The organism is Citrobacter youngae (genome assembly GCF_003818115.1).
GTDB classification, from domain to species: domain Bacteria; phylum Pseudomonadota; class Gammaproteobacteria; order Enterobacterales; family Enterobacteriaceae; genus Citrobacter; species Citrobacter youngae.
The window spans coordinates 1-13,683 of sequence record NZ_RPOI01000006.1 but is presented as its reverse complement, the minus strand read 5'-3'; the positions used below and the strand labels follow the sequence as shown (position 1 = coordinate 13,683).

The window sequence follows — 13,683 nt, the reverse complement described above, 5'->3', positions numbered from 1 at the left end:
CAATGGTACATTGTCAGTAAATGTAAAAAATAATGTTGACTAGTGTGACTATCACCCACATTCCATTTATATCATTATGATTTTCATCATTAATTTCCGAATGAACGTTTTATCACCACCGCCAAAAAAGATGAGAATTTACAACACAACCGTTATTGACAGATAGCACTTCGTAGACTATGAAAAGCCGTTATATGTATGACGAATAGCATAAATCGTTTCTCTTTTTCCCCTAAATAGCCGTTGAAATTAATTAACTGCACCGCAATACAGATGAGATCAATAAATCACTTTCCGTTATTATTAATAATGATCGGCTTTCTTATCTGTAATTTTCTTAAGAATAATCTGCACCAGTGAAATAAAGATATCAGTTCGTGATGCTTAAAAATCGTACTCGTACGCTCAGTCCTCCTAACGTATCGCTGCGCGACAACTGCGGGTGTGTACGGTGTAGACGCGCAATATCGTTGACCAGAGCCAGGCCTATCCCTGCCCCCGGGACGTTGCCGACGTTATCCAGACGATGAAAGGGCTGTAACGCCTGATGCACCTGTTGTGCATCAATACCTGGCCCGCTATCTTCAACCACCAGCACCACAGCTTCTCCCTCGCACATTAAACGCGCCGTCACCACGCCCTGCGCTGGCGTATATTTCAGCGCATTATCCAGCAGATTTCCGCACAGTTCACCGAGTAGCACCTCATCCCCTTCAATCCACAGCGCCTCCTGCTTCCCTTCATACCCCAGATCGATAGCTTTACTGCGCGCCTGCGCCAGACGGGTAAAACAGCTGGTTTGCACCACGTCATACAGATTAACGGGCGAAAAGTGCCTTTCCCCTTGCTCTTTACGCTTCACCGCTGAAAGCTGTAACAACCTTTCCGTCAGCTGAATAGTGTTATCCAGCGTGGTACTCATGGCTTGCAGACTCTCGTACCACTGCTGCGGCTGCTGACTGGCGAGAGCCACCGCCGCCTGAGTTTTCAGCACTGCCAGTGGTGTTTTGAGCTGATGGGAAGCATCTGCGCTGAAGCGTTCCTGGCGGGAGATAAGCCCTCGCAGTCGATCGATATAGCGGTTGAACGCGACAATCAGCAAACGGGTTTCCGACCACGGCAGCAGCTCAGGCAGCGGCGTCAGTAGCCCCGGCTCACGACGCACCATCAGCGAAGACAGCTGGCGCATCGGGCGTAACACCCGGCGCAGCAGCCAGCCGACCAGAACCAAGGTGAGCAGCACCAGCAGCCCTTGCGAAACCCACGAGGAAAACAGCAGCTGTCGCGCCAGATAGCGCCGCGATTGCAGCGTTTCGGCGACATAAATTTCAGCCATGCCGACAATACCGCCCTCATTGACCGGCTGGAGCAGGCGTGCCACGCGGATCGCCTCACCGCGATATTCCGTGTGATAAAACCACGCTAACGCCGGATACAGCCGGGTACGCGAGGTCGCGGGCGGCATGGCCGGTAAATCGTCATAGCCCGAGATAACCTTCCCCGCCGGATCGACCACCTTGTAATACAGCCTGTCGTTCATGTTCAGTTCAAAGCTGTCCAGTACCACCCACGGCACGTTGACTTCCAGGTGTTTATTGCGCACCACCAGCCGCTCAGAAACCGTTCTGGCCGATGAGAACAGCGTCCGGTCATACGCCTGCGTCGCGGCCTGTAATGCGCTAACGTAGCTGTTAAACGCCGAGAGTCCCCACAGCAACAGCAGCGGTAGCCCCAGAAACATCAGCAGTTGCAGGTACAACGACTGGGGCTTAACCCATCTCATCGCAGCGTTCCAGCACATAACCCAGGCCACGCAGCGTGGCTATACGCACGTCGCTCCCTTGCAGTTTCTTCCGCAACCGATGGATATACAGCTCAATGCTTTCGGGGCTGACCTCATCGCTCAAACTGAACACCTGCTCAAACAACTGTTGACGTGAAACCGGACGCAGTCGACGGTACATCAGGACTGTCAGCAGGGCCTGCTCACGCGGCGTAAGCGCCAACGGTTGTCCTTGCAACAGAAAGTAACCTTCATCATGAAACGCTAACGCCCCCAGTTGCTGTATCCCTTGCACCTGGCCTGCGCTACGCCGCAGCAAGGCCCGCAGCCGGGCATCAAGCTCTTCAATCTCAAACGGCTTAGCCAGATAATCATCGGCCCCGACGTTCAGTCCCTTCACCCGATCGGCTACCGCGCTGCGCGCCGTCAGCAACAAAACCGGCAGCGTCTGCCCGCGTTTGCGTAGGCGCTGGACGACTTCCAGACCATCCAACCCCGGCATGTTGATATCCAGTACCGCCAGCGCGTAGGTTTCACTGTGTAAAAGATGATCGGCCGACTGGCCATCAAACACGCAGTCGACGGCAAAACCGTTTTGCACCAGCGCTTTCTCCAGCCAGTGAGCTAACTCACGGTTATCTTCCGCTAATAAGAGACGCATATCACATCCTGTAAAGTTTCTGCCGCATTGAAAGGGAATTGAAAGGTTAATGTTTTAACAATCACGCAACCGAACCGCTACACATCGGCTCACATAATCACAAAAATCTTCTTCCGTACCCGAAAATCCGGTTTTCCGGCGTGAGGATAAACAATGAAAAAACAATTACTTCGTACCCTTACTGCAAGCATTTTATTGATGAGTACTTCTGCTTTAGCCGAACAAGCGCCATCGCGCACCGAATGCATTGCTCCGGCAAAACCCGGCGGTGGGTTCGACCTCACCTGTAAGCTGATTCAGGTGAGCATGATGGAAACTGGCGCCATCGAAAAACCGATGCGCGTGACCTATATGCCCGGTGGCGTGGGTGCCGTGGCCTATAACGCTATCGTCGCGCAACGTCCTGCCGAAGCCGGAACCGTCGTGGCCTTCTCCGGCGGCTCCCTGCTAAATCTGTCGCAAGGTAAATTCGGCCGCTATGGCGTCGATGACGTGCGTTGGCTGGCAAGTGTAGGCACTGACTACGGCATGATTGCCGTGCGTAGTGATTCCCCCTGGAAGACGCTGAAAGACCTGCTGACTGCCATGGAGAAAGATCCCAACAGCGTGGTGATTGGCGCGGGTGCTTCTATCGGTAGCCAGGACTGGATGAAGTCGGCGCTGCTGGCGCAAAAAGCCAACGTTGATCCGCACAAAATGCGCTACGTCGCCTTCGAGGGGGGTGGCGAACCGGTGACCGCGTTGATGGGCAATCACGTCCAGGTGGTTTCCGGCGATCTCAGTGAAATGGTGCCCTATCTCAGCGGCGACAAGATCCGCGTACTCGCGGTGTTCTCTGATGAACGTCTGCCGGGCCAGTTAGCCAATGTCCCTACCGCCAAAGAGCAGGGCTATGACCTTGTTTGGCCGATTATTCGTGGCTTCTACGTTGGGCCAAAAGTGAGCGATGCGGATTACCAGTGGTGGGTTGATGCCTTTAATAAGCTCCAACAGACCGACGAATTTAAAAAGCAGCGTGATCTGCGTGGCCTGTTCGAGTTCAACATGAGCGGTAAGCAACTCGATGACTACGTGAAGAAACAGGTCACCGATTATCGTGAGCAGGCAAAAGCCTTCGGTCTGGCGAAATAAGCCCGGGGGCAAAGATGATGAGCGATCGTATTTTCGCGGGTATCTGGCTGTTGCTCTGTATAGCCGGGCTGTTCGTGGCCTGGCAAATCAGCAGCGAATACAGCTATGAACCCGTTGGGCCGCGTCCCTTTCCGCTTGGCATTATTAGCTTGATGCTCTTGTGTGCCGTCGCGCTGCTGTTGCGCCACCCGGACACCATCAGTTGGCCTCGCCGCCACGTGCTGAAAAAGTTGCTCACGATGGTGATTGTGCTGCTGATGTACGCCTGGGGGTTTGAATGGTTGGGCTTTCCCATTGCCACTGCCATTCTCACCGTGGTGATTGGCATGCTGTTCGGCGCAACCATCCCGGCAGCGGGCATTTCCGGTTCGGTTCTCGGCATTCTGTTGTGGTACGCCTTCGACCGACTGCTTGACGTCACCTTACCACTCGGCGCCTGGCTGGGTTAACGGAGAAACGATGGATACCTGGATTTATCTTTCTCAGGGTTTCGCAGTGGCGATGACACCGGAAAACCTGGTTATTGCCTTGATCGGCTGCTTTGTCGGCACCATCGTTGGGTTGCTGCCGGGCCTGGGGCCGATCAATGGCGTGGCGATCCTGCTGCCGCTGGCCTTCGCTTTGCATCTCCCTGCGGAATCTGCGCTGATCCTGTTGGCGACTGTTTATATCGGCTGCGAGTACGGCGGGCGCATCTCCTCTATCCTGCTCAATGTTCCTGGCGATGCGGCAGCCATTATGACCGCCCTTGACGGCTATCCAATGGCCCAACAGGGACGCGGCGGCGTGGCGCTTTCTATCTCAGCGGTCAGTTCTTTCTTCGGTTCGCTTATCGCTATCGGCGGCATCATTCTGTTTGCCCCGGCGTTAGCACAATGGTCGCTGTCATTCGGTCCTGCAGAATACTTTGCCTTAATGGTCTTCGCCATTGCCTGTCTCGGCAGCATGATGGCGCAGAACCCACTGAAATCATTTCTGGCAGCGCTTATCGGTCTCGGACTCGCGACCGTCGGCGTAGACGCCAACACCGGGGTTTATCGCTTCACCTTTGACAGTGTTCATCTCTCCGACGGTGTGCAATTTATCGTGGTAGTGATTGGGCTGTTCTCTGTCTCAGAAATATTATTAATGCTGGAACATACCAGCAGTGGTCAGACGCTGGTACGTAAAACGGGCCGTATGTTGTTCAACGCCAAAGAAGGCGCGCAGTGCGTAGGGGCCACCCTGCGTTCATCGGTGATTGGCTTTTTCGTCGGCGTCCTGCCCGGCGCAGGGGCCACCATCGCCAGTGCTATCACCTACATGACCGAGAAGAAGCTCAGCGGTAACAGCGACAGCTTTGGGAAGGGGGACATTCGTGGTGTTGCCGCACCTGAGGCGGCCAACAATGCCTCGGCCTGTGGCTCGTTTATCCCAATGCTGACGCTCGGCGTACCAGGTTCGGGCACCACGGCGGTAATGATGGGTGCGCTGACGCTGTACAACATCACGCCAGGCCCGGCAATGTTCACCGAACAACCGGATATCGTCTGGGGACTGATCGCGGCGCTGCTGATTGCCAACGTGATGCTGCTGGTGATGAACATTCCGTTAATCGGTCTGTTCACCCGCATGCTGACCATTCCGCTGTGGTTCCTGGTTCCGGCCATTGCGGCGGTTTCGGCGGTCGGCGTGTATGCCGTCCACAGTACGACCTTCGATCTGGTACTGATGGTCGGTCTCGGCGTACTGGGATACATTTTGCGTAAAATGCACTTCCCGATGTCTCCGTTAATTCTCGGATTTGTGCTCGGGGAAATGCTGGAGCAGAACCTGCGTCGCGCCCTGTCCATCAGTAATGGCAGCATGGATATTCTGTGGGCCAGCGGCGTGGCGAAAGTCCTGCTGGTGATGGCGGTCATGGTTATCGTTATCCCGCCAGTGCTGCGCCTGATCCGCAAACGCAACAATAAGCCGCAGGTGGACATCGGCTAACAAATTGCCGGATGGCGGCGCTATTGCGCCCTATCCGGCCTACAATTTGGCTCGGTTGTAGGCCGGATAAGCGCAACGCCATCCGGCATTTTTATTTTCCGCGCAGCCCCAGCGTTCCTTCCAGCACATGTTCAACAAACTGCGTCAACTTGGGCAGTGGACGCAAATCCTGGCGCCACAACAAATGAATTGGCCGCGGCTCTGGCGTAAACCCCTCCAGCACCCGGACCAGCCGACCATTCGCGAGCTCTTCTGCCAATAAAACCTCTGGTTGTAACAGCAGCCCGGCTCCCGCTACCGCCGCCATACGCAGGCCGTGGCCATCATTACAGCGTAGAATCGCATCACGTTTCCACCTGACCTCACCCACCACACCCGGCAGTTTCCATTCATTACGTGCCGTCCACACGGTATGCGACAAACACAGATGATCCACCAGATCCACGGGCGTTCGAGGAGTGCCGTATCGGGCAAGATAGTCCGGCGACGCACAGATGGCCATACGGTACGGACACAGATATTTCGCCACCACATCCGTCTGATGAATATCACCAATACGTATCGCCAGATCGACACCTTCATCGACCAGATCCACCATTCGGTTAGTCAGATCTAACTCAATGCGTACCTCTGGCCAGGTTTGCAAAAAACCCGCGGCCAGCGGCGAGATAACACAGGCGCCAAAAGACGTGGGCGCGCTTATGCGTAGCGTCCCTGCTGGTGCCAGCCGCAGACGCTCTACCGAACGTTCGGCTATCGATACCTGCTCCAGCACGCGACGGGCTTCTTCAAAATAGACGCGCCCGGCGTCGGTCAGACTCTGACGGCGTGTGTTACGTTCCAGCAGACGCGTACCGAGCTGCGCTTCCAGCAGGGCGATATATTTCCCCACCATCACCGCAGATATCTCCAGTCGCGTTGCCGCACCGGTAAAGCTTCCACTTTCCACCACCGCGATAAACGTTTCCATGCTGCGCAGCTTATCCATATTACAAACCTCTGGTTAGCAATCATCTAACTTTTAACCAGTTTATCTGATTTCATTTTCATTAAAGAATAGCGACTCACACTATTGCGGAGGTGGTTATGAAAATCGTCATTATTGGTGCCAGCGGTACAGTGGGTCGTGCAGTCACAGAGACGTTGAGCCGTAAACATGAGGTTATCCGCGTGGGCCGCACGCAGGGTGATTACCAGGTCGATATCACCTCACAAGAGAGCGTACAGGCGCTATTTGAAAAAACAGGACGCGTGGATGCGATTGTTTCCGCCACCGGCAATCTGTTCTTTGGCCCGCTATCAACGATGACCGACAGTGAATTTAATCAGGGCCTGCAGGATAAGTTGTTAGGCCAGGTGCGTCTGGCCTTAACCGGGCAACATTACCTGAATGATGGCGGTTCCATTACGCTTATCAGCGGCATTATCGCCCATGAGCCCATTGCCCAGGGGGCAAATGCGGCAACGATCAATGCCGGGCTGGAAGGATTTGTGCGCGCGGCTGCCTGTGAGCTGGAACGTGGTCAGCGTATTAACCTGATAAGCCCGACCGTACTGAGTGAATCTGCTGAAGCCTACGATGGATTCTTCCCAGGCTTTGAAAGTGTGCCAGCGGCAACTGTGGCCAACGCTTACCGCCGCAGCGTGGAAGGCATTCAAACCGGACGTATTTATAAAGTCGGTTACTAACATTTTTACTGCCGCTGTGCCCCTGCAGCGGCAGTATTATTAATCCTCTGTTTCTAAATAACATTCTCCAGTTTATCTCCCGCGTTTTTCATTTAACCTCACCTTTTATAATGTTAAATATTTGTTGCTTTTGATCACAAATAATAAACAAACAAGCTCATTATGTGCGCGTTTTTCAAAAATGTAGATATTTTTAATTTATGGCTACGAAACGAGCTGCGCCATATCTCCCTGACAATCTACTGAGAGGAACGATTTGATGAACGCACTGACTGCCGTAAAACCGAACGCTGAAGATCCAGCCCAGCACTACAGCGGTTTCACGCTGAAACCATCAGCCCAGTCCCCACGCCTGCTGGAGCTGACTTTTTCCGCTGAGACCACTGAGCAATTTCTGCAGGCCGTGGCGCAGTGGCCGGTACAGGCCCTGGAATACAAATCTTTCTTGCGCTTCAAAGTCGGCAAAATCCTCGATGACCTGTGCGGCAATCAGTTGCAGCCTCTGTTGCTGAAAACGTTGCTCGATCGTGCCGAAGGCGCACTGCTGATCAATGCCGTGGGCGTGGATGATGTGGCGCAGGCGGAAGAGATGGTCAAGCTGGCCACGGCGGTAGCGCATCTTATCGGACGCTCGAATTTTGATGCGATGAGCGGGCAATACTATGCGCGTTTTGTGGTGAAAAACGTTGATAACTCAGACAGCTATCTGCGCCAGCCGCACCGTGTTATGGAGCTACATAACGACGGAACCTACCTCGAAGAAATCACCGACTATGTGCTGATGATGAAAATTGACGAGCAGAACATGACCGGCGGTAACTCGCTGCTGCTGCACCTTGACGACTGGGAACATCTGGATCAGTACTTTACCCACCCGCTGGCGCGTCGCCCCATGCGCTTTGCCGCGCCGCCAAGCAAAAACGTGAGCCAGGACGTGTTCCATCCGGTATTTGACGTTGACCAGCAGGGTCGTCCGGTGATGCGCTACATCGACCAGTTCGTCCAGCCAAAAGACTATGAAGAAGGCGTCTGGCTGAGCGACCTGTCCGACGCGCTGGAAACCAGCAAAAGTATTATTTCCGTACCGGTTTCAGTGGGTAAATTCCTGTTGATCAACAACCTGTTCTGGCTGCACGGTCGCGATCGTTTCACCTCGCACCCAGACCTGCGCCGCGAACTGATGCGCCAGCGTGGCTATTTCGCTTACGCGACAAACCACTACCAGACTCATCAGTAAGCGCGAAGGAAAAAAGCGGATGTATGATTTTGTGATTATTGGCGGCGGCATTATCGGCATGTCGACCGCCATGCAACTGATTGATGTCTATCCGGACGCCAGAATCGCGCTACTGGAAAAAGAGTCCGGCCCGGCCTGCCACCAGACGGGCCACAACAGCGGTGTCATTCATGCCGGGGTCTATTACACCCCCGGCAGCCTGAAGGCGCAGTTTTGCCTGGCCGGAAATCGCGCCACCAAAGCCTTTTGCGACCAAAACGGCATCCGCTATGACGTCTGCGGAAAGATGCTGGTCGCCACCTCAGAGCTGGAAATGGAGCGGATGCGCGCGTTATGGGATCGCACTGCCGCTAACGGTTTAGAGCGCGAGTGGTTAAACGCCGAAGAATTGCATGAGCGTGAGCCAAACATTACCGGGCTGGGCGGGATTTTTGTCCCGTCGAGCGGGATCGTCAGCTACCGCGAAGTCACCGCCGCGATGGCGAAGATTTTCCAGGCCAAAGGCGGTGAGATTATTTACAACGCCGAGGTCAGCGCGCTGAAAGAGCACGCTGCGGGCGTGATTGTCCATACCCGTCAGGGCCAGGAATATGAAGGCGCGACGCTGATTAGTTGTTCTGGCCTGATGGCGGACCGACTGGTGAAAATGCTCGGCGTTGAACCTGGCTTTATCATCTGTCCGTTCCGTGGCGAATATTTCCGTCTGGCGCCAGAACATAATCAGATAGTTAACCATCTGATCTACCCCATCCCCGATCCGGCGATGCCGTTTCTCGGTGTTCATCTGACCCGGATGATTGACGGCAGCGTCACGGTCGGCCCCAACGCCGTGCTGGCATTTAAACGTGAAGGCTACCGTAAGCGTGACTTCTCGCTCAGCGATACGCTGGAGATCCTCGGCTCTTCTGGTATTCGCCGCGTGCTGCAAAACAACCTGCGATCCGGGCTTGGCGAAATGAAGAACTCGCTGTGCAAAAGCGGATATTTGCGGCTGGTGCAAAAGTATTGCCCGAGCCTGACGCTTAAGGATCTGCAACCGTGGCCTGCGGGCGTGCGGGCACAGGCGGTATCACCTGATGGCAAGCTAATTGACGATTTTCTGTTTGTCACCACGCCACGCTCAATTCACACCTGTAACGCGCCTTCTCCGGCGGCAACATCGGCAATCCCTATCGGTGCACATATTGTCAGCAAAGTTCATGCGCTGCTGGAGAACCAGAGTAATCCCGGACGCACGCTGCGTGCGGCACGTAGCGTGGAGACATTACACGCCGCATTCACCCGTTAACCTTTTTAAGACAGGAAGCAATTATGCAACTTAACGATCCCACCTTGTTTCGCCAGCAGGCACTGATCGACGGCCACTGGCGTGACGCCAACAGCGGCGAGACCCTCGCGGTGACCAACCCCGCCAACGGTCAGAAATTAGGTAGCGTACCGAAAATGGGGGCGGATGAAACCCGCGAAGCGATTAACGCCGCGAATCGCGCCCTGCCCGCGTGGCGGGCGCTAACCGCCAAAGAGCGGGCCAACATCCTGCGCCGCTGGTTCAACCTGATGATTGAACATCAGGACGATCTCGCCCGTCTGATGACCCTGGAACAGGGCAAACCGCTGGCGGAAGCCAAAGGCGAAATCACCTATGCCGCCTCATTTATTGAATGGTTTGCCGAAGAGGGCAAACGCATTTATGGCGATACGATCCCTGGTCATCAGGCCGACAAACGCCTGATCGTCATTAAGCAGCCGATCGGCGTTACCGCCGCGATTACGCCGTGGAACTTTCCCTCAGCGATGATCACCCGTAAAGCCGGTCCGGCGCTGGCAGCAGGTTGCACGATGGTGCTTAAACCCGCCAGCCAGACGCCATTCTCCGCGCTGGCGCTGGCAGAGCTGGCTAATCGCGCCGGGATCCCGGCAGGTGTTTTCAGCGTGGTGACCGGTTCTGCGAGCGCGGTCGGTAATGAGCTGACTGGCAACCCGCTGGTACGCAAGCTGTCGTTTACCGGCTCAACCGAAATTGGCCGTCAGCTAATGCAACAGTGCGCCAAAGATATCAAGAAGGTGTCGCTGGAACTGGGCGGCAATGCGCCATTTATCGTCTTTGACGATGCCGACCTTGATAAAGCCGTGGAAGGTGCGCTGGCCTCGAAATTCCGTAACGCCGGGCAAACCTGCGTCTGCGCCAACCGCCTGTACGTTCAGGACGGCGTGTATGAGCGTTTTGCCGAAAAACTTCAGCAGGCGGTGAGCAAACTGCATCTCGGCGATGGTCTGCAACCAGAGGTCACTACCGGACCGCTGATCGACGATAAAGCGGTTGCCAAAGTGCAGGAACACATCGCTGATGCTCTGGATAAAGGCGCGCGCATTATCGCGGGCGGTAAACCTCATGCGCTCGGCGGTAACTTCTTCCAGCCCACCATTCTGGTAGATGTGCCTGACAACGCGAAAGTCGCCAAAGAAGAGACGTTTGGCCCACTGGCGCCGCTGTTTCGCTTTAAAGATGAAGCGGACGTCATTGCTCAGGCCAACGACACCGAATTTGGGCTGGCGGCCTACTTCTACGCCCGAGATTTAAGCCGCGTCTTCCGCGTTGGCGAAGCGCTGGAGTACGGCATCGTCGGGATTAATACCGGCATCATCTCAAATGAAGTTGCCCCGTTTGGGGGAATCAAAGCCTCCGGTCTTGGCCGTGAAGGATCAAAATACGGCATCGAAGACTACTTAGAAATCAAATATATGTGTATCGGCCTTTAATAAAATAAATACTGGAGAACACCTGATGAGCACCAACAAAGAACTCATGCAACGTCGCAGCAACGCCGTTCCCCGTGGCGTAGGCCAGATCCATCCAATTTTCGCCGAGCGTGCAGAAAACTGTCGGGTCTGGGACGTTGAAGGCCGTGAATTCCTCGATTTTGCCGGAGGTATTGCAGTGTTGAATACCGGGCACCTGCATCCGCAGATTGTCTCTGCGGTAGAAGCGCAGTTGAAAAAGCTGTCCCATACCTGTTTCCAGGTACTGGCCTATGAGCCATACCTGGAGCTGTGCGAAATCATGAACAAGAAAGTGCCGGGTGATTTCGCCAAGAAAACACTGCTAGTCACCACCGGCTCCGAAGCGGTGGAAAACGCGGTAAAAATCGCTCGCGCCGCCACCAAACGTACCGGGACCATCGCCTTTAGCGGTGCTTACCACGGCCGTACCCACTACACCCTGTCGCTGACAGGGAAAGTGAACCCATACTCTGCCGGAATGGGACTGATGCCGGGCCACGTGTATCGCGCGCTTTACCCGTGCCCGCTGCACGGCATCAGTGACGACGATGCTATCGCCAGCATTCATCGCATCTTCAAAAACGATGCCGCGCCGGAAGACGTTGCCGCCATCGTGATTGAACCCGTTCAGGGCGAGGGGGGTTTTTACGCCGCCTCGCCGGCCTTTATGCAGCGCCTGCGCGCCATTTGTGACGAACACGGGATCATGCTGATTGCCGATGAAGTACAGAGCGGCGCGGGTCGTACCGGTACGTTGTTTGCCATGGAGCAGATGGGCGTTGCGCCCGATCTCACCACCTTCGCTAAATCCATCGCCGGAGGCTTCCCACTGGCCGGCGTGACCGGACGCGCCGACGTCATGGACGCTATTCCACCGGGCGGTCTGGGCGGTACCTATGCCGGTAACCCAATTGCCTGTGCCGCTGCGCTGGCGGTACTGAACATTTTCGAGCAGGAAGATCTGCTGCAAAAAGCCAACGAGCTGGGGCAAACCCTGCGTGAAGGCCTGCTGGCTATCGCGGAAACCCACCGCGAGATTGGCGACGTACGCGGGCTGGGCGCGATGATTGCTATCGAACTGTTCGAAGATGGCGACCACACGAAACCAGACGCTAAACTGACCGCCGAAATTGTCGCGCGTGCGCGAGATAAAGGGCTGATCCTGCTCTCCTGCGGGTCTTACTACAACGTGCTGCGCATACTTGTCCCGTTGACCATTGAAGATGCGCAAATCCGCCAGGGGCTGGACATTATCGCCCAGTGTTTTGCCGAGGCAAAACAGGGTTAAACCCGTATCAAAACGGGGAGTTTTAAGCCGGATAAGGCGGAGCCGCCATCCGGCAAACAGGGTCAATAACAATAATACGCGTGCCCCGGCGCGGGAATGCCGGGGTGCTCTCCCAAGTGAAATACTTTCGAGAGGTTTAAAGATGGGGCAACTGTCACAATCACATGATTTAGGGGGCGGGCTGAAATCACGCCACGTCACCATGCTGTCTATTGCCGGGGTAATCGGCGCAAGTCTGTTTGTCGGTTCAAGCGTGGCGATTGCAGAAGCCGGTCCCGCAGTATTATTAGCCTATCTGTTCGCCGGATTGCTGGTGGTGATGATTATGCGCATGTTGGCCGAAATGGCCGTCGCCACACCGGATACCGGTTCTTTTTCCACATACGCCGATAAGGCCATCGGCCCTTGGGCGGGTTACACCATCGGCTGGTTGTACTGGTGGTTCTGGGTGTTGGTTATCCCGCTGGAGGCGAATATCGCCGCCATCATTCTTCACTCCTGGGTGCCTGGCATTCCTATCTGGCTGTTTTCTCTGGTTATCACGCTGGCATTAACCGGCAGTAATTTGCTGAGCGTCAAAAATTACGGTGAGTTCGAGTTCTGGCTGGCGCTGTGCAAAGTGATTGCCATTCTGGCGTTTATCACCCTCGGCGCAGCGGCGATTAGCGGCTTCTATCCCTACGCTGAGGTCAGCGGGGTTTCGCGCCTGTGGGATCAGGGCGGCTTTATGCCCAACGGTTTTGGCGCCGTGATCAGCGCAATGTTAATCACCATGTTCTCCTTTATGGGCGCAGAGATAGTTACCATCGCCGCCGCCGAATCCGATACCCCGGATAAACATATCGTTCGCGCCACCAACTCGGTTATCTGGCGTATCTCCATCTTCTATCTGTGCTCTATTTTTGTGGTGGTGGCACTGATCCCGTGGAACATGCCGGGACTGAAAGAAGTCGGTTCTTACCGCTCGGTGCTGGAGCTACTGCATATCCCACACGCGAAACTGATCATGGATTGCGTCATTTTGCTGTCGGTGACTAGCTGTCTCAACTCCGCGCTGTATACATCATCACGCATGCTCTATTCCCTGAGCCGTCGTGGCGATGCCCCCGCCTTTATGGGTAAAACAAACCGCAGTAAAA

Annotated in this window: 12 protein-coding genes; 9 read left to right on the top strand and 3 right to left on the bottom strand. The window is 55.0% G+C overall.

Annotated features, from left to right (window positions below; genetic code table 11):
* Positions 1-370: 370 nt before the first annotated feature.
* Together EHN13_RS05575 and tctD are read right to left on the bottom strand one after the other, a co-directional pair.
* Positions 371-1,783, bottom strand: a complete 1,413-nt coding sequence (locus EHN13_RS05575; protein ID WP_124021025.1) for a sensor histidine kinase — start codon at positions 1,781-1,783, stop codon at positions 371-373.
* On the bottom strand, positions 1,770-2,444 hold the full coding sequence (gene tctD, locus EHN13_RS05570) for a transcriptional regulator TctD (RefSeq protein WP_048212982.1): 675 nt from the start codon (positions 2,442-2,444) through the stop codon (positions 1,770-1,772). The genes EHN13_RS05575 and tctD overlap by 14 nt, the downstream gene beginning before the upstream one ends.
* Before the next feature lie 153 nt (positions 2,445-2,597).
* Between tctD and EHN13_RS05565 the strand changes: the two genes are divergently transcribed.
* Genes EHN13_RS05565 through EHN13_RS05555 form a run of 3 tightly spaced genes read left to right on the top strand, consistent with a single transcriptional unit; the run spans position 2,598 to position 5,549 of the window.
* Positions 2,598-3,575: a Bug family tripartite tricarboxylate transporter substrate binding protein gene (locus EHN13_RS05565; protein WP_061068421.1), complete on the top strand. Its 978-nt coding sequence runs from the start codon at positions 2,598-2,600 to the stop codon at positions 3,573-3,575.
* A 14-nt stretch (positions 3,576-3,589) separates the two neighbouring features.
* Positions 3,590-4,024: a tripartite tricarboxylate transporter TctB family protein gene (locus EHN13_RS05560; protein WP_086523429.1), complete on the top strand. Its 435-nt coding sequence runs from the start codon at positions 3,590-3,592 to the stop codon at positions 4,022-4,024.
* A gap of 10 nt (positions 4,025-4,034) precedes the next feature.
* On the top strand, positions 4,035-5,549 hold the full coding sequence (locus EHN13_RS05555; RefSeq protein ID WP_115601608.1) for a tripartite tricarboxylate transporter permease: 1,515 nt from the start codon (positions 4,035-4,037) through the stop codon (positions 5,547-5,549).
* Between the two features lie 91 nt (positions 5,550-5,640).
* Here the strand turns inward: EHN13_RS05555 and EHN13_RS05550 are convergent, their stop codons facing one another.
* Entirely contained in the window at positions 5,641-6,537 is an 897-nt protein-coding gene (locus EHN13_RS05550) for a LysR family transcriptional regulator (RefSeq protein WP_124021024.1), read from the bottom strand.
* A gap of 98 nt (positions 6,538-6,635) precedes the next feature.
* Here EHN13_RS05550 and EHN13_RS05545 point away from each other — a divergent pair, with 98 nt between their 5' ends.
* The 6 genes from EHN13_RS05545 to EHN13_RS05520 form a co-directional block, all read left to right on the top strand.
* Entirely contained in the window at positions 6,636-7,238 is a 603-nt protein-coding gene (locus tag EHN13_RS05545; protein WP_048212986.1) for a short chain dehydrogenase, read from the top strand.
* 259 nt (positions 7,239-7,497) lie between these two features.
* Positions 7,498-8,475 (top strand): glutarate dioxygenase GlaH, encoded by a 978-nt coding sequence (gene glaH, locus EHN13_RS05540; protein ID WP_048212987.1) that lies wholly within the window; start codon positions 7,498-7,500, stop codon positions 8,473-8,475.
* A gap of 19 nt (positions 8,476-8,494) precedes the next feature.
* Positions 8,495-9,763: an L-2-hydroxyglutarate oxidase gene (lhgO, locus tag EHN13_RS05535; protein ID WP_124021023.1), complete on the top strand. Its 1,269-nt coding sequence runs from the start codon at positions 8,495-8,497 to the stop codon at positions 9,761-9,763.
* A 23-nt stretch (positions 9,764-9,786) separates the two neighbouring features.
* The gene (gene gabD, locus EHN13_RS05530) at positions 9,787-11,235 is read left to right on the top strand and encodes an NADP-dependent succinate-semialdehyde dehydrogenase (RefSeq protein WP_048212989.1); all 1,449 of its coding nucleotides are present in this window, start codon (positions 9,787-9,789) and stop codon (positions 11,233-11,235) included.
* A gap of 25 nt (positions 11,236-11,260) precedes the next feature.
* The gene (gene gabT / locus EHN13_RS05525; protein ID WP_124021022.1) at positions 11,261-12,544 is read left to right on the top strand and encodes a 4-aminobutyrate--2-oxoglutarate transaminase; all 1,284 of its coding nucleotides are present in this window, start codon (positions 11,261-11,263) and stop codon (positions 12,542-12,544) included.
* A gap of 142 nt (positions 12,545-12,686) precedes the next feature.
* A partial coding sequence (locus EHN13_RS05520) for an amino acid permease (RefSeq protein ID WP_124021021.1) occupies positions 12,687-13,683 on the top strand: 997 nt, incomplete at its 3' end.